This window comes from Edaphobacter dinghuensis (genome assembly GCF_014640335.1).
GTDB classification, from domain to species: Bacteria; Acidobacteriota; Terriglobia; order Terriglobales; family Acidobacteriaceae; genus Edaphobacter; species Edaphobacter dinghuensis.
This window is the reverse complement of the sequence record NZ_BMGT01000004.1, coordinates 115,965-138,053: the sequence shown is the minus strand read 5'-3', so window position 1 is coordinate 138,053 and position 22,089 is coordinate 115,965. Positions and strand designations below refer to the sequence as shown.

General features: G+C 56.3%; 30 protein-coding genes. 28 read left to right on the top strand and 2 right to left on the bottom strand.

Annotation, left to right across the window (positions count from 1 at the left end):
- Positions 1-14 precede the first annotated feature (14 nt).
- The 11 genes from IEW09_RS16860 (at position 15) to IEW09_RS16810 (ending at position 8,417) form a co-directional block, all read left to right on the top strand.
- Positions 15-410, top strand: coding sequence for a hypothetical protein (locus IEW09_RS16860; protein WP_188555429.1), 396 nt, complete (start codon positions 15-17; stop codon positions 408-410).
- A gap of 96 nt (positions 411-506) precedes the next feature.
- Positions 507-983: a hypothetical protein gene (locus IEW09_RS16855; protein ID WP_188555428.1), complete on the top strand. Its 477-nt coding sequence runs from the start codon at positions 507-509 to the stop codon at positions 981-983.
- A gap of 57 nt (positions 984-1,040) precedes the next feature.
- The gene (locus IEW09_RS16850) at positions 1,041-1,301 is read left to right on the top strand and encodes a hypothetical protein (RefSeq protein WP_188555427.1); all 261 of its coding nucleotides are present in this window, start codon (positions 1,041-1,043) and stop codon (positions 1,299-1,301) included.
- Positions 1,302-1,430: 129 nt separating this feature from the next.
- Positions 1,431-1,679: a hypothetical protein gene (locus IEW09_RS16845; protein ID WP_188555426.1), complete on the top strand. Its 249-nt coding sequence runs from the start codon at positions 1,431-1,433 to the stop codon at positions 1,677-1,679.
- Positions 1,680-1,743: 64 nt separating this feature from the next.
- Positions 1,744-2,238, top strand: a complete 495-nt coding sequence (gene ssb, locus IEW09_RS16840) for a single-stranded DNA-binding protein (RefSeq protein ID WP_188555425.1) — start codon at positions 1,744-1,746, stop codon at positions 2,236-2,238.
- Between the two features lie 27 nt (positions 2,239-2,265).
- Positions 2,266-3,168, top strand: coding sequence for a Rad52/Rad22 family DNA repair protein (locus IEW09_RS16835; protein ID WP_188555424.1), 903 nt, complete (start codon positions 2,266-2,268; stop codon positions 3,166-3,168).
- A 311-nt stretch (positions 3,169-3,479) separates the two neighbouring features.
- Positions 3,480-5,669 carry an AAA family ATPase gene (locus IEW09_RS16830; protein WP_188555423.1) on the top strand — a complete coding sequence of 730 codons (2,190 nt, stop codon included), beginning with the start codon at positions 3,480-3,482 and terminating at the stop codon, positions 5,667-5,669.
- A gap of 117 nt (positions 5,670-5,786) precedes the next feature.
- Positions 5,787-6,032 carry a hypothetical protein gene (locus tag IEW09_RS16825; RefSeq protein ID WP_188555422.1) on the top strand — a complete coding sequence of 82 codons (246 nt, stop codon included), beginning with the start codon at positions 5,787-5,789 and terminating at the stop codon, positions 6,030-6,032.
- A 382-nt stretch (positions 6,033-6,414) separates the two neighbouring features.
- On the top strand, positions 6,415-7,527 hold the full coding sequence (locus IEW09_RS16820) for an NAD-dependent epimerase/dehydratase family protein (RefSeq protein ID WP_188555421.1): 1,113 nt from the start codon (positions 6,415-6,417) through the stop codon (positions 7,525-7,527).
- A 297-nt stretch (positions 7,528-7,824) separates the two neighbouring features.
- Entirely contained in the window at positions 7,825-8,142 is a 318-nt protein-coding gene (locus IEW09_RS16815) for a hypothetical protein (protein WP_188555420.1), read from the top strand.
- A 35-nt stretch (positions 8,143-8,177) separates the two neighbouring features.
- Positions 8,178-8,417: a hypothetical protein gene (locus tag IEW09_RS16810; RefSeq protein WP_188555419.1), complete on the top strand. Its 240-nt coding sequence runs from the start codon at positions 8,178-8,180 to the stop codon at positions 8,415-8,417.
- A 105-nt stretch (positions 8,418-8,522) separates the two neighbouring features.
- On the opposite strand, the gene IEW09_RS16805 is transcribed toward IEW09_RS16810, so the two are convergent.
- Positions 8,523-8,825, bottom strand: a complete 303-nt coding sequence (locus IEW09_RS16805; RefSeq protein WP_188555418.1) for a hypothetical protein — start codon at positions 8,823-8,825, stop codon at positions 8,523-8,525.
- Between the two features lie 425 nt (positions 8,826-9,250).
- Here IEW09_RS16805 and IEW09_RS16800 point away from each other — a divergent pair, with 425 nt between their 5' ends.
- The 12 genes from IEW09_RS16800 to IEW09_RS16745 all read left to right on the top strand — a co-directional run bounded on the left by IEW09_RS16800 (position 9,251) and on the right by IEW09_RS16745 (position 18,359).
- Entirely contained in the window at positions 9,251-9,481 is a 231-nt protein-coding gene (locus IEW09_RS16800) for a hypothetical protein (RefSeq protein WP_188555417.1), read from the top strand.
- 78 nt (positions 9,482-9,559) lie between these two features.
- Positions 9,560-9,922, top strand: coding sequence for a nucleotidyltransferase domain-containing protein (locus IEW09_RS18905; protein ID WP_188555416.1), 363 nt, complete (start codon positions 9,560-9,562; stop codon positions 9,920-9,922).
- 108 nt (positions 9,923-10,030) lie between these two features.
- A complete protein-coding gene (locus IEW09_RS16790; RefSeq protein ID WP_188555415.1) occupies positions 10,031-11,086 on the top strand; it encodes a DUF6094 domain-containing protein in 1,056 nt (351 codons plus the stop codon).
- The gene (locus IEW09_RS16785) at positions 11,052-11,699 is read left to right on the top strand and encodes a hypothetical protein (protein WP_188555414.1); all 648 of its coding nucleotides are present in this window, start codon (positions 11,052-11,054) and stop codon (positions 11,697-11,699) included. The genes IEW09_RS16790 and IEW09_RS16785 overlap by 35 nt, the downstream gene beginning before the upstream one ends.
- Positions 11,700-11,822: 123 nt before the next feature.
- On the top strand, positions 11,823-12,026 hold the full coding sequence (locus IEW09_RS16780; RefSeq protein WP_188555413.1) for a hypothetical protein: 204 nt from the start codon (positions 11,823-11,825) through the stop codon (positions 12,024-12,026).
- A gap of 45 nt (positions 12,027-12,071) precedes the next feature.
- Positions 12,072-12,302: a hypothetical protein gene (locus IEW09_RS16775; protein ID WP_188555412.1), complete on the top strand. Its 231-nt coding sequence runs from the start codon at positions 12,072-12,074 to the stop codon at positions 12,300-12,302.
- A gap of 3 nt (positions 12,303-12,305) precedes the next feature.
- Positions 12,306-12,746, top strand: coding sequence for a type II toxin-antitoxin system VapC family toxin (locus tag IEW09_RS18900; RefSeq protein ID WP_188555411.1), 441 nt, complete (start codon positions 12,306-12,308; stop codon positions 12,744-12,746).
- 166 nt (positions 12,747-12,912) lie between these two features.
- Positions 12,913-15,204, top strand: coding sequence for a helicase-related protein (locus IEW09_RS16765; RefSeq protein ID WP_188555410.1), 2,292 nt, complete (start codon positions 12,913-12,915; stop codon positions 15,202-15,204).
- 23 nt (positions 15,205-15,227) lie between these two features.
- Positions 15,228-15,902, top strand: coding sequence for an HNH endonuclease signature motif containing protein (locus IEW09_RS16760; RefSeq protein WP_188555409.1), 675 nt, complete (start codon positions 15,228-15,230; stop codon positions 15,900-15,902).
- Positions 15,862-16,107, top strand: coding sequence for a hypothetical protein (locus IEW09_RS16755; RefSeq protein ID WP_188555693.1), 246 nt, complete (start codon positions 15,862-15,864; stop codon positions 16,105-16,107). Before IEW09_RS16760 ends, IEW09_RS16755 begins: the two co-directional genes overlap by 41 nt.
- A gap of 22 nt (positions 16,108-16,129) precedes the next feature.
- Positions 16,130-16,582, top strand: a complete 453-nt coding sequence (locus IEW09_RS16750) for a hypothetical protein (RefSeq protein ID WP_188555408.1) — start codon at positions 16,130-16,132, stop codon at positions 16,580-16,582.
- 148 nt (positions 16,583-16,730) lie between these two features.
- Positions 16,731-18,359 carry a hypothetical protein gene (locus tag IEW09_RS16745; RefSeq protein ID WP_188555407.1) on the top strand — a complete coding sequence of 543 codons (1,629 nt, stop codon included), beginning with the start codon at positions 16,731-16,733 and terminating at the stop codon, positions 18,357-18,359.
- Positions 18,360-18,375: 16 nt separating this feature from the next.
- On the opposite strand, the gene IEW09_RS16740 is transcribed toward IEW09_RS16745, so the two are convergent.
- Positions 18,376-18,522, bottom strand: a complete 147-nt coding sequence (locus IEW09_RS16740; protein WP_188555406.1) for a hypothetical protein — start codon at positions 18,520-18,522, stop codon at positions 18,376-18,378.
- On the opposite strand from IEW09_RS16740, the gene IEW09_RS16735 reads away from it, so the two are divergent.
- The 5 genes from IEW09_RS16735 to IEW09_RS16715 all read left to right on the top strand — a co-directional run bounded on the left by IEW09_RS16735 (position 18,523) and on the right by IEW09_RS16715 (position 22,058).
- Positions 18,523-18,936, top strand: a complete 414-nt coding sequence (locus IEW09_RS16735) for a protein-tyrosine phosphatase family protein (protein ID WP_188555405.1) — start codon at positions 18,523-18,525, stop codon at positions 18,934-18,936.
- Between the two features lie 106 nt (positions 18,937-19,042).
- A complete protein-coding gene (locus IEW09_RS16730; protein ID WP_188555404.1) occupies positions 19,043-19,255 on the top strand; it encodes a PRTRC system protein C in 213 nt (70 codons plus the stop codon).
- A 326-nt stretch (positions 19,256-19,581) separates the two neighbouring features.
- Positions 19,582-20,532: a hypothetical protein gene (locus tag IEW09_RS16725; RefSeq protein WP_188555403.1), complete on the top strand. Its 951-nt coding sequence runs from the start codon at positions 19,582-19,584 to the stop codon at positions 20,530-20,532.
- Entirely contained in the window at positions 20,483-21,220 is a 738-nt protein-coding gene (locus IEW09_RS16720; protein WP_188555402.1) for a PRTRC system protein B, read from the top strand. The genes IEW09_RS16725 and IEW09_RS16720 overlap by 50 nt, the downstream gene beginning before the upstream one ends.
- Complete coding sequence (locus tag IEW09_RS16715) at positions 21,210-22,058, top strand: PRTRC system ThiF family protein (RefSeq protein ID WP_188555401.1); 849 nt, start codon at positions 21,210-21,212, stop codon at positions 22,056-22,058. The genes IEW09_RS16720 and IEW09_RS16715 overlap by 11 nt, the downstream gene beginning before the upstream one ends.
- Positions 22,059-22,089: the final 31 nt, after the last annotated feature.

Here is a 22,089-nt window from a genome sequence, read left to right as displayed (position 1 = left end):
GATGGGGTATTTCTATGCTGCTCGACCTTGTACATAGCACTGACGTGGATGGTCAGCTTCGCCAGAGCGGTTTTCCATCTGTCCATCCCAATGCGCTTCCACCGAACTGGAAAGAAATCAGCGAAAGGGAGTTTACGGAATCCGCGTTCTTCATTTACAGCCCTAGCGCGGTCGAATTCAAACAGGCCCAGCTCATCCCCAATGGTCCGCTCGAGAATATCAACATGTTTTACGTCTACGGCTATGCTGAGGGCTTTGCCATGATTGCGGACCGTGAAGCCGGGAGGGTGCGCTACTTCCGATTCGCCGAATGTGAGCACGACTGGCAAGACATCACTACTTACCAATTTCTTCACACCATTCGTTGCAGAAAGTGTCTTGAGACCCGGAGCTTCGATACGAGCGATTGACTCACAGGCATCTTTCTCCCATGACCACTCTCCCACCTTTACGGTGGGTTTCTCTTTTTTGCTCTCGGCAAGTCTGCTTGAGAAGGAAAGGACTCCATGTGCTGCTGTGATAAACCCACGGTAAACGGTGAGTTCGGCTACAAGTGGCAGCCGAATGATGCACCCATGGTTCGTAGACCGAATGCCCCTGAGCTCCACGAGGGTCAGAGTCTCATCCATGATGAGCCAGGCCGCTGTGGCGGACTCGACAGCCACTGCCACCATTACCGCGTCGTGAAATGGTATTCCAGCGTATATCTTTTGGTGCGCCACGGTGGCGGCGATGAGTGTTTCCGGCTCTGCACGACCAAGGCGCTTCTGGACACGCTGGCCGCTCTTGATTCGTCGCCGCGGTACTGGATGCTGAACTCCCTTTATCACGCCTACGGAGACGGGAAGAGGATTGGGACCGATCAGACAAACAACTACTGGCGCACAGCTGCCGCCGATGGGCGTATCAAAACTCGCAAATTACGTGGCCGGAATGCGGTGAAGGTTTCAGTCGAACCAAAAGCTATGCCCTTGGAGAGTTGAGCATCGCTCCATTTGTCACCGGATACCCTCCAATAACGGGCTTTGAGGATTCTCAATATGCAAGCTGATTTCAGCTACATGACGGGAAGCAATGGTTTCACCAGCGTCTTTCCCAATACTCCTGAGGCGGAACGCGAATACAACCGGATCTTTGCCGAGACCGGAGGTGTGCGGCTGGCACCCTGGGAGTTCGACACGTTCCGGCAGAATGCTCGCGCTGCGGGGTATTCGGTACGGAAGTGCAAGCCCGCCTGTATGAGCAGTGAGAAACTCGCTAGTTTGCTGGAAGGCGAGAGCAAATCCAGCAAAGCTCTCTAAGGTGGGGATTCTTCTCACTTAGGCGACTGCGGGTTCGGACAGCCGCTAGCGAAGGCCTGAAAGCAGCGCGAGCTAGCTTTGAGGTCTTCTGTCGCTGCGATCACACTCACCCATTGCATAGGAGGGAGCATGAACTCTAGCGATAAGTTCTACCCAGGGGATATGGTCGTCATTCGCCGTGGTTCCAGGAGACCTTGGAACCAACACCGCCGCATTGACGGACTGGGGCCGAACGCGAATCGCTGTTTCGTCGTCACCCAGATCTACGAACCGTTGGCTGTTGTCATTCCAGCCAAATTGCACAGGCAGTGGCTTACCTACGACGACGGACAGGGAGGCTTCGGCGTGGCCAACGCCAGGTGGTTTCGGCACGCCTAGCGGTAGCGCCACCAGATTTCGGTGATCGACACCAGACTTTGTAAATAAACAAGGAGCAAACACCATGTCGAAGGACGTGAACAAGGTTATTTTTCTCGGAAACGTTGGGCAAGACCCAGAGATCAAGGTTCTGCCGAGTGGCACTCGGGTAGCCAACTTCTCACTGGCAACAACCGAGCGATTCAGGGACGAGATGGGTGAATATCACGATCGCACCGAGTGGCACTACCTCGTTGCGTTGAACAAACGTGCGGATGTCATCCGAGACTACGTCCAGAAGGGCTCGAAGATCTTCATCGAAGGTAAGCAGCAGACACGCTCGTGGACGGACAAGTCGTCTGGAGAGAAGCGATACCGGACCGAGGTCTTGATTCTGGACATCAGTCTCCTGTCGCCGTTTGATTCTTCGCGGAACGGGCAGAACGGTAACGGCCATCGCGGGCATTCCACATCTACACAATCGAACGGCAACGGAGAGTTCAACCATTCGCCCGTTCCACAGGAAGCAATGGCAAACACCTACGGTGAGCCTGCATACGACGACGAAATTCCGTTTTGACGGCTACCACCTTCAAGGAGGCGCAGTATGGAAACGCGTGGAGGTCGGCTCACAGCGGAGGAGCGCCGCTCGCTGGAAGAGAAGCTCTCTCAGCCGTTTCCCCCGGAAATCATTCGATGGCTTGTAGAGGAAAGGACGCCCGATCGAAGCAAGGGGAAACTGCTGGCCTACGTTGATCCTCGTGCATACACGGACCGGCTCAATGAAGTTGTAGGACCCTCGGGCTGGCATGATCGCTATTCGGTCAATGCGATCTCCGGTGTTCCACGACCGGAGCGCGGTGGAACCGTGCAGAGCGGCAAAATATTCGTTCTGTGCCACCTAACCATTCACGGGTTCGGAACAAAACCTGGAACTGGCGAGCGGTGGGCGGATGAAAAAAATGCCCTTGCACGCGCCGAATCTCAGGCCTTGCGCCGGGCCTGCAGCCGCTTCGGACTCGGACGCTATCTCTACAGCCTAGGCGAAGCTTGGGTCAGGCTGGATGGCGCAGGAAGTCCAGTGTCGGTACCAGAGCTCCCGCAGTGGGCGTTGCCGGGAACTTCTCGCATTGTTGTCCCCTCGGCTTCTGTTTCAACGCAGTCTACTCCCAGGAATTTTCTCGACACCCGAATTACAAGTAGGATCGAGAGCTTCAAGAGCTGCCTGGGTGAACCGATCTATCTTGAGATCCTGCACCGGGTTGGGCAATGCCAGTCTGCCCGGGCAATTTTGACCCGAGATTGCCAAACCGAGGTGCTTCGCTGGATGGAAGCGGCGGCGCGACGTGCCAACCGAATAAAAACCCTGACAAGGGTTCTCGGCACCGCACAGCTGATGGAGGAGATGGGGGACCTCCAGATCACGTCAGGAATGTCCATTCCCAGTCTCCAGGCCTTGACCGAACTGCTTGAAAACATGGAATCCATTGCGCAGCAGCACGCCGCCTAGCATGGAGCCCACACGTAGAGGTAGCACAATGGGAACCATTGTTACGTTCCGTAAGAAATCTCGTTTTGTCAGCATTCCGATCGCAGAGGCGCGCTATTGCAGGTCGTGCGATGCGATCAATAACTCTCCGACCGAATACTGCACCGCATGCGGTTCATCGGATCTGGCCAAGGTGAAGCTTCCGTCTCCGCCGCCGGACGATCCAGGTCCAGGCCCGGCCCCTGCTATGTGTGCCGTTCCAAACTATTCTTTTGAGTTACTCAATCGGGCGGCCTAAAAGCACGCTCGATTCCTCATGGAGGCAAACCGCGATGAATACGTTGATGGAAGATTTCGTCGCCGTTCCGGCCTACAATAACCATGTCATCGTGGAGAAGGATGACATGGCCCCCACTCTCAATGAATATTGGAGCGGGCGTAGATCAGCTTATCGAGAAACGATCGCGCGCCTGCGAGCACTGACAAACGACGAAGACGCTGAACGTGTGTGGCGCAGCTTCTGCCGGCACCAGACCTCCTTTCTCCGAAGGATCGTTCAGGGCGGGGCCGACGCAGCGAAAGTCGCATTGGTTCAAGATCTGGGGTGGGAGGAACGTTTCGCGCGGGATGCGAAGCGCGTCTTTCTGAAAGAGGCCAAGGCAGAACTCTGGATTCCTGTCAGCCAGATGCCTCTTCGGATCGTCCGTGGGCCTGGCCTTCGGAGAGATTACGACGTCGTTAGCTACCCAGACTATAACGGACCTGCCCTTGAAATCGGGAAGGCAGTCGTAGCCGTGAGCTGGCAACACCAAGCGCTGTTCCTGCTGCTGCCTCCATCCGGGCAGTTCACGGCGCTCAACACCTTTCTGTTTTCTCTCGACGGAGCCACCTGGAGCACAGAAGACGTCTTTCCGGTCGCCTTCCTCGGGGTGATCGAAGAGCACCGAAGCGAGATCCTGGATGCCGAAAGAGCATTTTCGCGACTTCATCAGCAATGGCAGGCTACAGACGGTGCAAATAGGGCGCAGGCTCAACTCGAGGACATCGACCGCGTAGCAGCGCTTTGGGAGAAGGTACGCATTCCAGAACGCCAGAAACTGGAACTGCTTCGCAGATTCGCGCTTTTCGAGGAGGGCGATCCGGCAGCACCGATGGGGTTGTTCCTGAAAGGCCCTCCAGGAACTGGCAAAACCTTGATCGGCTCAACGCTTGCTGAAACATTACGCTGCCATTGGCAGCTGCTATCCCTCCCGGATTTCAAAGGGGACAAGCTCGGAGAAGGTGCGCAACGGGTTCGGGCCCGATGGGAAGAAGCTCGCGGCCACCAGCCTTCCATCATGCTCGTCGACGATTGTGAGGGGGTGTTCACGCAGCGCGGCTCTCTCGGGGCGGACAAGATGAGTGAGGAGATTGTCGAATCCTTCCTTCCAGAATGGGATGGAGTTAAAGGACGCTCTCGCGTTCTCGTGATCGGCATCAGTAATCGTCCGGAGAAGGTGGATGGTGCGATCCGCTCCCGCTTCGGATGGGAAATGGAGATCACGCTTCCGCAAAGTGAGGATAGAAGCGCGACTTTTGAACAGGAAGCTCGTCAATTCGGCGTTTCCTCGCAATTTCCTGACGATGTCGCCGAGCTGACGCAAGGTCTGAGCGGCCGGGATTTGAAAGAGGTGGCGCGATCACTCCGGTCTCTCGAGCTCACGGGTGGTATCACGCGTAGTGACATGATCGAAGCGATCCAAGCGTATCGAAGATCGAAAGATGTTGTCGTCGAGGATAACGTTGGTTGGGACGATTTGATCGTCGACGAGACTATCACCGACCGACTTCGCGTGATCTCCACATTACTGAAAGAATCGGAGAAATGGCGGTCGCACGGAGCTTCGATTCCCAAGAGCCTGCTCCTGATTGGCCCATCGAGCGCCGATCTCGCTCGGATAGCAAAGGCCATTGCCAAAGACACTGGATTGAACTTCATGGCACCCACCATGGCCCAGGTCAAGGCTACGATCCTTGGCGGGAGTGCCAACCAGCTCTCTCAGCTTTTCGAACGCGGGCGGTCGATGGCACCGGCTATTCTCTTTCTGGCAAACCTGGAAACATTAGCTCCGAGACAATCCGCTTTTGACGCAAAAGATCGTCTGACCGAAGAGATCGCCTCTCAGCTGCAGCAGGAGATTGACGGCATCCGCGTCAAGGCGAATCAGGTTTTTGTCATCGCCACAACTCCCGATCTCAGCCGCGTGGATGAATCTGTTTTGAACTGCTTCGCCGAACGCCTGGTGCTCCCGGCGCCCAACCCCGAAATGCGGCCAAAGCTGCTACGCACATTTCTTATGGGCAAAGCTCTCAATTTTCCTCTTGATGAGGGAGTTCAGATTCTTGCGAACAGATTGGACGGCAATCCGGTCAGCGGGACCGACCTTGAGCAGTGGGTTCGTGAGGCTGAACGAAAAGCCCTGCTGCGCGCCGTACGAATGGGAGGTCCCGAGCATCTGCGGATCGAACTCGACGACTTTTAAGATTTAGCGCACTACCAACATAACCCCAAAAATCACGAGGTTGCGTCGCCATTTTCCTAGGGATGTGTTCCTCGCGTTGCAGACTGCTTTGCAAACAGGTCACTTGCGGAGGAACTCATGCAACTCAATGACCGGCCATGCTTCATTCCACTTGGCAACTACCATCAAAAGCGTATAGAGAAGATCGAATCCTATTGTCACGCGGGAGTCCTCAGCGTGGATATCGCTCTCGAAGGCGGCTACGTCCTCGAGTTGAACTTCTGCACCGAGCAGAACGCTACCGCGTCCGCTGTCCAATGGAAGGGGGGCAATTCGGAGCTTCTACGGAGAGTGCCATTCAAACGGCGCAGCCGCCAGAAGTAAGAGCAAAAATGGCACCACAGAAAGAGCCGCCATGCAAAAGTTGCCTCCTTTGCATGGCTACGGTAGCCGAGGATCCTGATTCCATCGAACATGTCCGAAAATTGCTTGAACTGACCACTCCCTTGGGTTCTCGTCTTCAGATGCGGCGTGGCATTCAAGATCGCACGACTAGCAGACGATTGCAGGTGGCTCAAGGTGAGAGCTCTTTCGATGGTGGGTCAATTTGAATCGATCAAAACAGCATACTCGCGGATAGTGGATGTTGTGGCTCGACTCAATTGTGGTCCAGTGAGAGGATTGGCTCACATGTATCGGGTGGACTCAGTAACCAAATGACCTTCAGCAAGCCTAGAATGTTGACGGGATGTGGCAGGGAGTCCATATGAATCGCAGGCATTTCATCGAAAAATCATTCATTGCTGGTGGCGCGGCAGTGGCAACCCTGACTCTTTCAAGATCGGCATTCGCAACCATTCCACGCAAAATCCTGGTCTTAGGAGGGACAAGCTTTCTTGGACCGGCAATCGTCGAGGCAGCCCTGATTGGAGGCCATGAAGTAACGCTCTTCAATCGTGGCCGAACCCATCCTGAATTGTTTCCGCAACTCGAAAAGCTCCGGGGCTTTCGCGCCCTTGATGAGCGAGTGCAGAATCTGAAATCGCTCGAAGGACGGCGCCGTTGGGATGCAATTATCGATGTATGGCCTTGCGAACCAACGCTGGTTGCGAGCGCTGCGACCTTGTTACACGATCGAACCGGCCACTATCTCTACGTCTCCTCGGTCGGCGCCTATGCCTCTTATGATCGGCCAAACATGAATGAGGAAGCGCCTACCAGGGCCTTCGATGGCAATGAAGAGGACTACTCGCCGGCGAAGGCGGAGAGTGAGCGTCGGCTTAAAGCAATCGTTGGAAACAGACTTACCATTGTCCGCCCGAATGCCATTCATGGAACCAGAGATGTCTCTCCGGATATACTTTCCTGGCTTCTGCGCGCTCAACGCGGAGGAATGCACATCGGGCCTGGTGACGGCAATGATTATGCTGAGGAGACTGTGGATGTAAAGGATGTCGCGCGATTCCTGGTTATGTCTATTGAGCGGCAGATGATGGGGACATTCAACCTCACTGGACATCCGACAACATTTCGGGATTATCTCGCCTCATGCAATGAAGTCACGGATTCGGATGCACAATGGATTTGGATTCCCAAGGGCTTTCTTGTCAAGCAAGGCATAGCCGACTGGAATCATTTCCTGGGCTGGAACACCGATCCGTCTGACTGGGGATTCAACCAGATCAGTAGCCAAAAAGCATTGGATGCCGGGTGGAGACCACGGCCGTTCAGGGAAACAGCGCTGGATATCCTCGCGTATTACCGCAGCCCAAATTCCAGGATCGTCGACTGGCGTCACCCGCAAATACCTTGGCAAGATCCGCTCACGCCAGAGAAAGAGCAAGAAGTATTAAGCGCCTGGAAGAGCACTTCTGCCTGAGCTGTCTACAGGTTTGTTCCGACCGCGTAACTTGCGGGTTTTGCCATGCCCATCGGCTGCGGCTATGCGCCAATAGTTGTCCGCCTTATCAGTGCCAGCCATCTCCCCATCGCTTCAATCTGGTCTCTATCTGCCACTGGACCAGTGGATCCAAACTTACCCACTACTCCCTTCGCCTTCAAAGCGATCTACGACAGCTGCGTGACGTGCGACTCGAGACATCAGGCGCAGCCCGCAAATTACAGCAGGTGTGCTCCATGCGCCCCTCATTCTACCTAGCAGCTCATAAGGAGACCCATGTTGAGGAACCCTCATGTCTACTGTGACCTGTCCGGGAATGGCTACTGCCTTCAGTGTGGTCTATCTGAAGAGCACGCCGAATCCGATCACATCAGAGCTACGACCGTCGCCGAACTGCAGGCGGACCTCGTCTTCCTCTGCGACAGCGCCGAGGTGCAGGACCTCCGGGAGAAACTAGCCCTTTCGCCTGACGAGGACTTTGACTCGTTCTTTGTCGCTATCAAAGATGGCGACTACACCGAAGTGTGGGGAATGCCAGGGATTGTGCCAAATAAGGATCGCAAGGTCTATCCGATCTCCCTCGCCAGACGCTAGATCACCGGAAGGTCAACGAGGAGGAGACACCAGCGATGCGTGGCCCAAAGCTGACCGACGAACAAATTCGCCATTTCAAAGCCCAAATGATCAAGGACGGAACACCAGTACGATTCCTCTACAGAGGACGCTGTCTTGACATCACGACCGGTGTTCTCCAGCACAAGGGCATCAATGTCATCAACCAGCGGCACTATTGGAACTTTGCTGCGGAGACAGCCAAAGAAATAGCCAAGAATCTTGGTCCCGACGTTCGGGCGATTCTCAGCAATTGAAATCATACTTCTCGCCATCGCCTCCGCAAGGGCTGTCGAGACCCCGCGTCGATGGGCATCGAATTCGTTGACTGCACGCCAATGATCGAGACGCGCTCCCTCTCATCAAAGCTGAAGTTGCTTCCCGTGTCTCAGTGCTTCCCAAAGCTCATCACCGAATTTATTAGCGACAAAGACAAGGCCCACCCCGATTGCTCCAATGAGGGAATAGAGCATTGTCGTGCCCAGCATTCTCCACTGAAAAAAGTGCATATAGGTCAGCTTATTCGCGTATTCGATGAAATGGGGGAAAGAAATCGCGCCGAGCAAAAAGCCGCCGAGCGTTCCTAGAGAGATGATGACCATCAAGTGCATGGATACCTTACGCAAGGTGGTGCGTTTCGTCGGGATGTTCATGGAATGTTTCATGCGTGAATTCTCCTTTCTCACAGTATGGTCTGCGGCCTACAGATCCTGCGACAACGCCGGGAAGTCTAACAATGCCCGACCCGGTCGAACGGCTCGGCTTTTCGGGGGAGAAACAGATGACACCTTAAATGAAAGAGCTCTATGATGCCGCCAATACTGCTGCGATGAGTGGTGGAAGGAGCTTGAGAAAACACTTGGCTCCGACGCGGCTATGGCGCGCTATGACCGACGCGGCACATCTACCCCCGTACGTCAGGATCTTTATGAGAAGTTCCGGTGTGCCACCGCTATGTGGCTCGACGCTTGTCAATCACAGAGGAAGGCGCAACCAATGGCCACAGATCCTGTAGTACCATCCGCTGTCTCTCGGATAGAAACACCCAATCAAATGCCAGGATCAAACACCTGAAACCTTGGAGAAAATCATGGCGATATTCATTATCGAAGTTCCGGAGCTGCACTGGTCAAAACGCGAAATTGACGCGGGCTCCATTGGGGACGCCTTCCGCAAGGCGAATACGGATACTGAGTTTAACGAGATCGGCCTTCAGTTCGATCGAAGTTTTCTCCCCGATGAACAAGCCTGGGAAGGTTATTCCGCCGAGAACGAGAACCTCAAGTACCGTTTTGATGGTCAGACGGTCGATGCAATCTAGACATCACCATCGGTATTTGTCGGTTGAACCATATTCGGGTCAACGCCCTGAAGGAAGAATCCAGCAACAACGAAATCCATGATGACGAATGACTATCCTAGCCTTGCCTGGATTAAGAGGGAGCTCCGCAACAATATTAGCGCAAGATACAGAGGCACCATTCTGGACGGCTTCATTGTTGGTTCCGAAGCCAAAGGAACGGCACGCCCTGACTCCGATCTGGATGTTGCCATCATTATTCCGAATCGTCGACACCTCACGTCGCTTCAAGTATCCGAGCGATGGCATATGCGTCAGACATGGCCGATTCGATGGAAAGACCGGAAAGTAGACATCCAATTCTTCTACGCAGATGACCCAGAGCTGAGCAGCTATTCAAGAATCCCTCTTTCCAAGAACACCAAACGTCGCAGCTTACGAGCAAAGAACACTCAATGCTGACTTTGAGGGGTAGCACGGAGGAATTCGACACAGCATCTTGGAGATCAACTGCATTGAACAAAACCGCAACAGCAGCAACAACAACATTGATCTCCTGAAGGAGGGGCTATGCGAAGCAGCGGAAGGCTGAAGCTCGGCTATTATCCCCTGCCCGAACCGGAGGGAGTCCGCCTCCGCAATCTTCTCGATTTCCCGCCCGAGGGTGCAAGCGTACTTGATCCATGCGTAGGTGCTGGCGACGCACTGAGACAAATCACCGAGAATGCGGGAGCCTCTCTCTATGGGGTGGAACTGGATACAGAACGTGCGCGGTGCGCCACCGCGTCAGGTATCTCTACGATCCACGGAAACCTCTTCGGAGCGAGCTCGGCGGAGGAGAGTTTCTCGCTTCTATACCTGAATCCTCCCTACGATCACGAGATAGGCTCCTATGACAACAAACGCATGGAGTACCTGTTCCTCAAGCACACGTATCCGTGGCTGGTGCAGGGCGGAATACTCATCTTCGTTGTACTGCACGCGCAGCTCGAACCTTGCATTCCACTGTTGTCCTCCGAATTCGGCTGGTTTCAGGTCTTTCGATTAACAGACCCCGAGTCGGAGCGGTTTGACCAGATCGTCCTGCTGGCAGCCCGCAAACGAGTTCCTGCCGACGCGCAGGAAATGAACCGAAAAGCTCTCGTTGAGGCGATCTACAGGAGTCCGCTCCCGGCGTTGACTGGCGCAGAGCCCAAATACGCAGTCCCGGCGACGCCGCCCGCCAAGCTCACCTACCGTGGCCTTCCTCTTGATGAGATCGAGACTCTGCTGCCGCAGTCTTCCGCATGGAGGAAGGTCGCCGCCTTTCTACTACCGCGAGAAGATGCAGCGATCGAGCGCCCTATCACCCCATTTCACCCGGGGCATGTCGGGTTGCTGTGCACCGCGGGAATGCTGAATGGAGTCGCCGGCAACGGAGAAGACCGCCACATCGCACGATGGCAGACAAAGAAGTACGTCACCACCTTCACCGAGGCAGAAGAAAAATATACGGAGATCCACCGGCAGGAGCGGTTCTCGAACGAAGTTGCCATTATCTACGCGAATGGCCGAACCCTTGTACTTACCGACAAGAAGAAGGGAGAAGAGGGTGGAGAACGCGCACCTGCGGTTGGGACGGCTTGAATACGATCGAAATGTCGGGAAGCGGCAAACCAAGACATGGCTGCATATCGACCGCTTTATCGGCGACAAGGAGCAGGGATATTTCCTGAGTGCCTTCGGGCGCGATGCCGAGGTCGGCACTATCACGGCTGCGGTCCACGAGACACACGAGTTTGATCTGGTGTTTCCGGACGGATCACGGAGCAAAGTCTGCTTTGGCCCCAAACCGGCGTGCTTCAAAGGCATGCTCAAGGTCCCAGAGCTTGCGCGCCCTGTACGCCATCTATTGGTTGCCTCTGCGACGCTCCTGGCGAACGGCACTGCCGGAACTACCATCCTGATGAATTGCGCCGAAGACACGATCGATCTGGCATGGTCCACACTTGTCGGTTTACTGGGGCTCCCAGCCGATCCACGCTGGGCGAAATATATCCTCAACCAATTGGAACAAGATCAACGACTGCGGGCAATCAGCGGTATAGGCTGCCAGCCTGTCATTGTGCAAGCATCACGCGAAGATCTTATGGAATGTTGCGGCAAAGCACTGACAGGCGGAAAGCTCCCTTTCCCCAAGAAAAACGGCCCGGTTCTTTGGCCGCGTTTCACTCTCGCTCAAGCGCTTCGCATCGCTTAACCTCATCACCCCCGAATACCCTCACGCCTCCGTATCCATTCGAATTCGCACATTCCTGCTATCCGGCACGATCAGCTGACGGCCGGATGCGCGCACGTTCGTGCTCATCTTAAGGAGATTCAGATGCCAGCAGAAGGCAATCAGCCTCAGACGTTCGTGGAGATGGTCCTCGCTCTACTCGAAGACCGCTTCCCATGGCTCGGGAAAGAAAGTACCGAGCCCAGTGGCGCCGATACGGTGCAGGAGTTGACCGAACTTCACGAAGAACTGATTCAGAATCGGGATCAAAGGAATAATCGGTCTCTACGTGATGTTCATAATTTATAAAGTTGTACACATCATGTTACGATGGAGGAAGATGGGAGATTAGGCATGGCCACCGCTGAGAGACGCATCGCGCATAAACATTTCAGGCTGGACACAGGAAAACTCAAGCGTGCTCAGAAAGCTCTATCTGCTTCTACCGAAACTGAGGCCGTGGAGCTGGCTCTCGATCTTGCGATCGCAGAACACGAGCGCAATCGGCTTGTGACAGAAGCGAATCAGAAATTCTTGAAGAGCGGCATTATCATCCGTGATGTGTTTGGATCGACCGCGGGTTAACGGATGCCTATTCTGTTCGACTCTTCGGTTTATATCGAGGCATTGCGGGGAGACTTCAACGCTCCACTCTTAATGCAACGATGGTCCCGTGAATCTCCTCTATGGTTGAGCTCCGTCGTTCTGGAGGAACTCTATGCTGGAGCACAAACGGCGGACCACCGCATTCTCGAAAAACTCGAGCGTGACTTTGCAAAAGCGAATCGTATTCTTGTGCCCAGCCTTAACGACTGGACTCATACGGGTAAACTACTAGCTCTTATGGGCAGCAAGTACGGCTATGAGAACATTGGCCGAGCCCGACTTACGAACGACGCTCTGATCGCTACGAGTGCCGCTCGTCTGGGAGTCACCGTAATCACGGTGAATGCGCGCGATTTCAGTCGCCTAGCGCAACACTGTCCGCTTCAGTGGCAAAAAAGAAGTCTTCAAGAGCCGGTCAGTTGACAGCAAATCGGTAAACCGGATCATCGCTCGCCGCCTGAACGCCTGGTCCACTTCCAAATGCTCAACTAGAAGCCTTCGATAGAGCTCTCGCCCGTAAAAGTCACTTTCTTCAGGTCGGCATTCGCCGGCCTTTTCCTTTGCCAAAACACCGCCCAAGGAGCGTCGCATGGAAACCTGCTACGACTACCTGCGCACCTATGCCTCGGAATTGGGCTCACGCATTGTGGAGATGTATCCGCCACTTCAGGGGCCAAAGGATCCGTTAGCGCCCGAGTTAAAGACACTCCTGCGCAAGCCGTTGCCGGTTCAGGGCATGACGATTACTGGCTGTGCAAAGTATCTGAAGACAGCGAAGGCGGTCAGCATCGTCGGGGAGTGCGGAACCGGAAAAACGCTGATGTCCGCCGGCATCGTCCATGCTCACGCGGAGGGCAATCCCTACAGCGCCATCGTAATGTGCCCACCGCACCTTGTGCTCAAGTGGGCACGCGAGATCTTCATCACGGTCCCCAACGCCCGCGTCTTCGTCATCTACGACTTCCGCAACGGGGGAGATCCGAAGAAGCCGCATGGCGTGACTGAGATGCGGCTTCGCAATGGTCATGCGGTCTCAAAGGGAGAACATACGACCCTCTCTGATCTCCGGAGGATGGGCCGCCGAGCCTGGCGTCGCAGGTGGACGACTCCGACCTATTTTGTGGTGAGCAAGGAGACGGGCAAGCTTGGCTACTACTGGAAGCACGCCTATTCCATTCGATCCACACGACTCGAGAGACGTCTGGTTACCAATCCTGATACCGGCCTGCCGATCCCGAATCCGGAGGGCGGGTATCTCCGCGAGGCGGACTTCAGCGACACCAAGCTCTCAGAAAACTTCGAGCGTGCTTACAAAGGCACGCGGGGTCACAGCTCCCTTTGGCAGGCGGATAAGAGCAAAACCCAGCGGATGGCGCCGCTCGAGTTTATCAGCCGCTACATGCGCAACTACTGGGACTATGCCATCGCCGATGAGCTTCATCAACTGGCGAATGACACAGCCCAGGGGAACAACCTCGATGTCCTGCGGCGTTGTGCGAAGAAACTCATCGGAGCAACCGGAACACTGATGGGCGGCTACGCGAGCGACCTGTTCCGACTCCTCTTCCGGATGAACCCACGGAAGATGGTTGCCGAAGGATTTGAGTGTTCGAGTGCAGGTGAAAGCGACTTCCAGGCCCTGTACGGGGTGCTCGAATCCATTGAGAAGATCCATCATTCCGACAACGCCTGCAGCCGCGCGGAAAAGAGCACTTCACGTCTGGTGCGGCGGCCGGGAGCGTCTCCACTCCTGTTCGGCAAGTTCCTCCTGTCGTCTACGGTCTTCGTATCGCTTGAAGACATTGCACATTTTCTACCCCCTTACGAAGAGAGCGTGCTTCAGATCGAGATGGGAGAAACGCTGTCGAAGGCGTACCGCAAGATCGAGAGAGACATCCGCGCAGCACTGGAGGCACACAAGAAAAATCGCAGCCTGATGAGCCTCATGATGCACCGGCTCATGCTCTATCCCGATCATCCCTTCGGCATCGGGGAGATCTGGGGCAAGGTCTTCGATCCGCAGGTGCAGCAGATGGTGCCGGTCCTGGTGACGCGCGCACCGGAATTGCCCCGGGATGTTGTCTATCCAAAAGAACAGAAGCTGATTGACGATATCCGTTCCGAACTCAGTCAGGGCAGGCGCTGCCAGGTCTATGCGACGTTTACCACTGAGCATGACGTGCTTGGCCGCCTTGAACACGTTCTGCAAAACGCAGGAATCCGTGTTGCGGTGTTGCGACCGAGCGTTCCTCCTCTCGAACGAGAACGCTGGTATGAACGACAGATCCAGAACGGAATCGAAGTCGTGATCTGCCATCCCAAGTTGGTGGAGACCGGCCTCGACCTTCTCTGGTTTCCGACAATCTACTTCTACGAAACGGGGTACTCGCTGCACACGCTCCGTCAGGCCTCGCGCCGTTCCTGGCGTATCGGGCAATTTCTCGATGTGCGTGTGAAGTTCTTTGTCTATGCCGGCTCGACACAGGTGACGTGCCTGCGCCTGATGGGCCGCAAGATGCTGGTCGCGCTGATGATGGAGGGAAAGTTCTCGGGCGAGGGCATCCACTCGATGGGCATCGAAGAGGATCTCGTCGCGGCCATGGCGCGAGAACTCGTCGAGCAAGGCGGCGTGGGTGAATCTGCCGACGCCGTCTGGGATGAGCTGAAGCGGGAACGCATCTCCCAGTTCTCGACGATGCCGAAGATCGAGCTTCCCCAAGAGGAAGAAGCGGAGACTGCGGCTTTTGAAGTGTTCGACACCGCACTTTCGCACCCGTCCGGCCTCACCCTTGTTCATTCAAACCCGGAGAAACGAAAGAAGCCGGATTCTCTCTGGCCAACAGGCTATGTCGTCGGAGAGCAGCTGAAGCTCTTCGGTTGATTCCAGACGATTGAGGAGGCTCTATGAAAGAGCGACGTCCATGGCAAGAGTGGGAACTGCGTCTCCTTCATGCGGAGTATCCGAACAGCCCCACGGCCAAAGTTGCGGCTGATCTTAACCGGAGCGTGACTTCGGTCTACCAGCGAGCCCTGCTTTCGGGGTTGCACAAATCCACGAGCTATCTTGCCAGCCCCGACGCCTGTCGTCTTCGGCGAGGAGACAATATCGGAGCAGCCCATCGCTTCCTGCGTGGGCATGTTCCAGCGAACAAGGGATTGCGCAGGCCGGGATGGTCACCTGGCCGCATGGCCGAGACTCAGTTCAAAGCCGGCAGCAAACCTCATACCTGGCGACCAATCGGTTCCACACGCTACTCGAAAGAAGGCTATCTCCAGCGCAAGGTCTCGGATACGGGTTATCCGCCACGCGACTGGGTTGCCGTCCACATCCTCATGTGGCAAGAGAAGCACGGACCCGTGCCAAAGGGTTTCGCGGTCTGTTTCAAAGACGGCGACAAATCTCACCTCGTGCTCGACAACTTCGAGCTCGTTTCCCGCCGTGAACTGATGCGGCGAAACACCATTCATCGCTTTCCGCCGGAGCTGGCGGATGTCATCCGGCTTAACGGCGCTCTCAAGCGCAGATTGAGAAAACACCATGAAGAACACGATCACGGATCTTCGCAACCATCTGTTTGAAACCCTCGAGTCCCTCAAGGACGAAGAGTCACCCATGGACATTGAGCGAGCCAAAGCGATCAGCGACGTTGCGCAGGTGGTCATCAATTCTGCCAAGGTGGAGCTGCAGTTCATGGAACTGGTGGGCGAGGAAAAGAATAACGGGTTCTTCAGCCTTCGCTCTCCCGCGGTGCCTACCCTCACGGCAGGCTCAGTGGCCAGATAAGCACAAACTTACGGGGGCTTCCATGGGCAGACTTCGATTCGCTCATCACAATAACTGCCCGCGGTGTCCCATCATTGGCGCAGAAGATATTCCCGGGGAAGAGTTCTTTGAGCTTTGGGACCTTCGCTTCAGCATCGCCGCTGCTCGCAAACTCGCGGCAGGCAAACCACTCGTGCCCGCGGATCCAGGCGCTCTCGAACATTGGCTGGGATGGGCACACATCGAGAAGCTGCACATCGACCACGTTCCCATCGAAGGCTTTGGCATTGTCGTGACTCTTCCCAGTGGGGTCGGAACGCCAATGATCGACGGCAATCACCGCATACTCGCAGCCTTGATCAACCGAAAGCCATTCTCAGCCGTTGTTTTCAATGAAGAGGAGACTCATCACCTCTTGCGACTCAGCATGGGCCGCGCGCTCGCAGACGAATACTGGGAGGCTCTCAAGACCGGCAGAACCGATCCTCCTGGATAGGTCTCCGATCCTGCGATGCCTCTTCGGCGCTCCCTACTCGCAAACATTACTTTCCTTCGACTGCAGTTTCGAATCAGATTCCTCCTTCTCCGCCGCTCCGGCTTCTACCGGGGCGGCTTTCTTTTTGCGGTCCCCACCGCGCAAGGAGATGCGATTGCATACCATCACAGCACAACAAACTATAACGACCCAGCCCGGAGCGGTTGCTGAAGCTCTTTCACCGCGCACGCAAAAGGCGCGTGGGCTGGCCGCATTATCCCGCTATCATTCCTCCGATCTGGTTCCCCCGTTTTCGGTCCATTCGGCCCGCGACGTCCAGCCAAGCGAGCTGATCGGATACTTCTCTCGCCCCTGCCCGATGCGACCGCGCCATGGATTCGTCGACTCGCGCAAGATCGAATCAGTCGAAGACGGTGACAGACTGATCCAGCAAACGCTTGATGCCGACCCCGAAGCCGAGATCGTAACGATGCCTCTGATCGACGCGGTCTATAGCGGAATCTGGACGAGAGACCTGCTCACCATGGGGCCAGGCCACGATGGTGCAACTTCCGGCACGTCCGCATGGACAATACCCGCTTTAGGAGAGTTGGTCACGAAGCATACGGTCATCGAAGCCGGGGTCTGCGACACTCCGTATGTTGAGATTCTCTGGCCGAAAGAAAATGCGCCCTATCATCTGGTGCAGTTGCGTGATGGACCCGCTTTGCCGGCAACGGCCGATTTCATCCCGTATGAGGTCACTGTCGAGCGGATTCTCCTTGCGGAGGGCGATCTCCTTGATTGGGAGCTCGTGATGCAGAAGGCCCAGACCGGCACCGTGGTCTACCATCCGGGCGGTTCGCTCGCTTCGCATTACGCGATCCACGCCGTGCTGAATCAAATTCCACTCCTCACCAGCCGCGAACCTAAGGTGGGGGAGCGCCTGGAAACTGCGGGACCAGCAGCGCGGCAAAGTCCGGATATTCATTCACTCCGCACCGGCTTTCAACTTGCAGTGCGAAGCAAAGCGACCTATGAGGAAGCTGCGAGAGTCATGCTCGCAGGCTGCCATCACATCTCCGTGTGGGCCGGGCGGCACGATCTTCTGCTGGGACTTGCTCTCGGCTTTGGCTACCGGCTGACGGTGACCGCGTCCCTCGGGGAAATGCGGCATGCGCCAGGCCGTGACGATGAAGTCAGCCGCGACAGTATCTATGAGGAATGCTGGAATGCCACGCACCTGCCGTCAACACGGGCGGCATTCGAAAGTGCACTGAGCGCCTTTCATGGCTTGACTTGGAAGCATAACTTTGGCGGCGCGAAATGGTTTGAAATCGCCCGTTGGGCAGCGTCACTGCATAACCAGCTCGTGACGGGACAGGGCGGCCCTGCTCTGGCCGCCTTCAATCAGCTGGTCCACTGCGTACACAACACCGGCTGGGCTTTCAACAAGTTCATCGACAGCGAAATCCTTGACCTGAGCGCACGCAACCCAGTGTACGTGCTCGTGCTCTGCGCGCCGATGCTCTATGAGGCGCAGAAGCAGGCTGGCATTCGTGGAGCGGAGCTTACCGAACGGTTCGCGCGCAGACACTCTCCTCTCAACATACCGAGCGGACCGCCGAATCTTGACACGTATGACGACGAGGATGAGTGGGAGCGGGATTGCCGCACAAGGAGATCGGATGAGCCGATGGGAAGAAGACGTGACAGACGAGTACGAAATCGAATGGAGTGCATTCGCGGACAACGAGATTCCCGCCGCAGACGACCCGTACGAGACATCCCGTTCTAAGCGCCGACAATCCCGCTTACGACTTCCGTCCGGGAGCGAATTCGGCTACGGCCTGGATTTTCCCTATGCCCAGTTCTGCGAGCATCCGCCGCAATGCCTCCTTCGCAGCGTCGAGGGCGGGTGGAGTGTGTCCGCGGGAGCCGAACCGGATTGTCAGAAGCACATGGGAAGGTTCGATCTTCTACTGAACCTGACCGGTTCCTCCGTACTGGCGCGGCATGTTATTCCAGTCCAGCAGCTGGCCCATTGGGAAAAGCCGCCTCTTGTCCCGGAAATCGTGCTTGATTGGCCTGACATGGGAGTCATCGACCTGCCGCGGCAGTTCTGGTCGGAACTCGTTGCACACCTGGCCAGCACGCGGTCGAGCCTCCTGGTTTTCTGCGTTGGCGGCCATGGACGGACCGGCACGGCCATCGCATCCATCATGACGGTTTGCGGTTGGGAGAGTGCCGACGCGATCGCATGGGTCCGCGCGAACTACTGTACGCGGGCCATCGAAACCAAGTTGCAGGAACACTACGTTCACCGGATCGCCGGAGAGAACGCTCCAATCAACTCAACCACGCTGCCGTTTTGAAAGAACGGCACACCTTCAACAGATCTCAAATCAGGAAAGGAAAACAGGCTGAGAATTGAGAGCCGGCATGATGCCGCCTCTCTAGCCCCAGCCATGGACCCGTCTTATGGCTATCCTCACCGCTACCGCTCTTCGTCGCGAGTTCGTCTATAACGGAACCGTAATCCCCGACCCAAACCCAGCCATGTCTCCAGAGCAGGTGCGCGATGTGCTTGTCGCCGCGTATCCGGAAATCGCCACCGCCGCACTGACTGGCCCGGAGCTCAAGGGCGATACCGCGCGCTACAACTTCTCACGCGCCATCGGAAGCAAGGGTTAGGGCTTCCAGTTCACGCCTGCTTTGTTTCCGAAGCCGCCTATGCCGTCGAAGAAAACCATCACCCCTGCCACGGTTCTTGAAGAACTCCGTGCCCTCGAAGGTCGGCCCGCCAAAAGGGGGACGCGCCTTCTGGCAAAACATCTGCAATGCAAAGAATCCCTCAAACTCTCTCAGGCCGTCGCGGAAGCAGCGCGAAAAACATCCACGTACTCCACCCGCGTCATCGATCCACCAAGCGAGATGCTTCCGCCTCTCGTCTGACAGCTCTCGGAATCGGATCGGGCGACGCGCTTCCGGGATTTGGTTCCGTACCCTCCGCTTATCAGGTGGGAATCAACGGTGAGCTTCTCTTCCGCCTCTGCGTCACGCTCGTAGAGCGCAAGCTCGTCGATGAAAGTCTCTGGCCAGCATCCGGCAAGATTCCCGTCGTATTTGCCCGGAACGCGATTCAGGCGATGATCGATCGGACCGCGGGAGAAGCCTTCAAGGACAACCTGCAATATGTGTGCGTCGTCAGCGACACGCTCGGATCTGGTTATTTCCAGGGCGCAAGCATCGAAGCCGGCAAGCTGGTGGCGATGTTTGACCTCGATACGGCCGGCTATCTCATCATCGGTGAGGCTATGAAGGCTCTCGATGAGGAGGAAGAGTTTCTGGGCGCAGGATTCTATATCGCACTCACGCGTGCTCTTCGCCGGCAGATGCTGGTCTACGACCACGTGACGGCAACGTGGTACAACGAACAACTCCACGAGATGATGATCGACGACGATCCGGAAAACCGCGACGGTTATGAGTTTCCCACGGTCGAGGAGCATACCCCGCCTTCCGTCAAGATCGTCGAGCAGTGGGAGGATCGAAAAATCCGGCGATTCCTGCGGAGGCATCGCAACGGACCGCACAAGGCATGGATCGAGAAACTTTTCACGATCCAGCAGCTGGCTCACCTGAGAACCACCGCTGTCGACCTGGGCCAGGAATACGACGGTCCCCCCGTTCCGAGTGTGCTGATCGTCTTTCGGGAGCAGGATGCGATTCAAGCCTGCTGGGATGAGGAATCTCCTCGCTACAACGAAGCGGACAATGAACCCACCTGCGCCGTGTATTTCCGTCCGGACGATCCAAAGGAATTCGACGGGGCGCTCCGTACGATGCACATCTTCCTCAAACTCAACATCGAGCTCGCGGGGCTGATCAATATGCTCAACACCTGGGAGGAGGAACAGCATGCACGTCAACGTCAACATCGGACAGAACCGGCACTTCGCGCTGCATGAGGCCCTGCTTATTTATCGAGCCGGGGACGAACATAACTCGCAGGCCGGTAATACCTACGTCACACATCACCCGGTCATCACGAACAAAGGGAGGACGCCGGAGCTCGGCCCAGCAAGACTCCTGACGATCGAGTTTATCCAGTCTCTGCTGCAATCGCTTGGAACCCAGCTTCCAGCGGAGTTTCTTCCCGAACAGGTCATCGGCCGCACCGACCGGCTGCTCGCCTGGTGGACCCCCAGACAGATACGGCCCATGTTCTTTGGGAATGTTCAAGGAAATCTCAAAGGCATCAGCGGCCGGAACTTTCCGCAACCCGCTCTGGTATGGCTTGCTGTCGATGGAGCCTTGCGCATCCGTGCTCTTAAGGACAATCAGCGACCTTCGCCCGAGAGCCCGCTTGCGGTCGCGCCCTACTGGAATCTCTATGAGTCCGGAGAGGTCTGCCTTGGTACCATGCGTGCGCCCAAGGTATCGACAGTGGCTTCGATTGCGCAGTGGGAGGAGAGCTTCTATCAGAGTGAGTTCACTCACGGCAATGTTGGGCGTGTGACCCGCCATCCTGGCGGATTTGAAGGCCTGTGGAAGGAGCTTGCCGACAAGAAAAAGTTTCCGGCGGCGTCGCTGATCGACATTCCGGAGACAGTAGACGGATTTCTCACCGGAAAGAGGCGCGGCAATGGTCCTTGAACACATGCTCAGCGAGTCGCTCCGCCGGCACTCGCTACCGATAAAGGTTCTTGTCGTCGGCGCGGGCGGAAACGGCAGCGCGATCTTCCTTCATCTTCCTTATCTCCACCAGGCGCTACTTGTCTGGGGCCATCGAGGTCTCAACGTGACGCTGATGGATGACGATCTGATCTCGGAGACCAATTGTGTTCGGCAGCCCTTCGCCGCCTCCGACGTCGGCTTGCATAAGGCGACCGTCCTGACCAACAGAGTCAATCTCTTCTGGGGACTGCAATGGCGCGCCGTCCCTGATGCATTCAGGAAGGATTCTCTGGACGGCTACCATGACCAGCCCGACCTGCTCATCAGCTGCGTCGATACTCGCTCGGCGCGCGCGTCCATCGCGGAAGCGGTCGGTTCCTCCGGAAATACAACGGACTACTGGCTCGATCTCGGGAACAACGCAGGTAGCGGGCAGTATGTCCTCGGGCAGCCGCTGAACCAGTCGAACCTCCGAAAAGGCTCGCGGCTGCGGACCGTTGCGGAGCTTTACCCGGAGATAGCATCGCCGGATATCGGGGAAGAAGCGTTGCCGAGCTGCAGTGCGATCGAAGCGCTGGAACGGCAAGAGCCCTTCGTCAATCCGGTGCTGGCAACCAGCGCCCTCGCCATGCTCACACGATTGCTCCGCTACGGATCAATCAGCCATCATGGCGGTTTCTATAACGCCGCAACCGGCAGAATGAGCATCCTTCCTGTGGACCCCGACCTCTGGAGGAAAACCCAGAGGAGGTCGCGGCGGATGCTTGAGTCCGCACGTGCTATCACATCGAGCAAAACCGCTTCTCGGGCTGTCTGACTCTCTCACCTATCCCCGCTCAATTCGAAGC